Here is a 780-nt window from a genome sequence, read left to right as displayed (position 1 = left end):
GGAACTCGCTGTTGTCCAGCCACATGCGGTGCATGACGACCGCCAGGCGACGTGCGAGCGCGACTATCGCCCTGCGCAAGCCGCGCCGCTTGGCGACGTTCATCGCCCAGGCCTTCAGCCATGACCATTTCTTCACGTGCGTCAGCATGACTTGGGCTGCTTCATAGAGCAATGTTCGCATCATGCCGTCCCCGCAGAGTGAGATGCCTCCAACGCGCTTGCTTTCGCCGGACTCGTCGAGCTTCGGTGTCAGCCCCAGGATCGGCCCTACCGCCTTGGAGTTTCTGAACCGTTGTGGAATGTCGATCGTCGCGGTGTACGCGAGCGCCACTATGGAGCCGACACCAGGGACCGTCATCAAGCGCCGGCAGGTAGCATCGCCCCTGGCGATCGCCAGCACTTGTCTGTGCAGGTGCGCAAATTCCTCGCGCAGCTTCCGCCTGGCGGCCAGCAGTGGCTCCATGATCTGTTCGAGATCGGGCATGCATTCGACAAGCTCACGGATGCGGTCCTCGAACTTCGCCGTTCCCACGGCGCCGACCTTGAGCCCGAAGTTGCGCAGAAGACCGCGGATGTCGTTCTCGATCGCGATCGCCTTTTCCTGCAAGATCTTGCGGGCCGTCAGCAGCACCCGGCGCTTCTGGCTCGTCAGCGTCTTGATGTGCACCGGGCGGAATAGGTTGACCCGCATCATCTGGGCTATGCCGCGCGCATCATTGCGATCTGTCTTGTTCGGCTGCGCCTTCAGGAATGCTTTCACATGACGTGTTTCGATGCAGA

General features: G+C 61.5%; 1 protein-coding gene. It reads right to left on the bottom strand.

Features of this window, described 5'->3' with window-relative positions; genetic code table 11:
* Window positions 1–780: IS110 family RNA-guided transposase (locus NKI58_RS35445; protein ID WP_352854538.1), on the bottom strand; the 780-nt coding region annotated here is incomplete at both ends.

The organism is Mesorhizobium sp. M0522 (genome assembly GCF_040321085.1).
Classification (GTDB): Bacteria; Pseudomonadota; Alphaproteobacteria; order Rhizobiales; family Rhizobiaceae; genus Mesorhizobium.
This window is presented reverse-complemented; position numbering and strand designations above follow the sequence as displayed.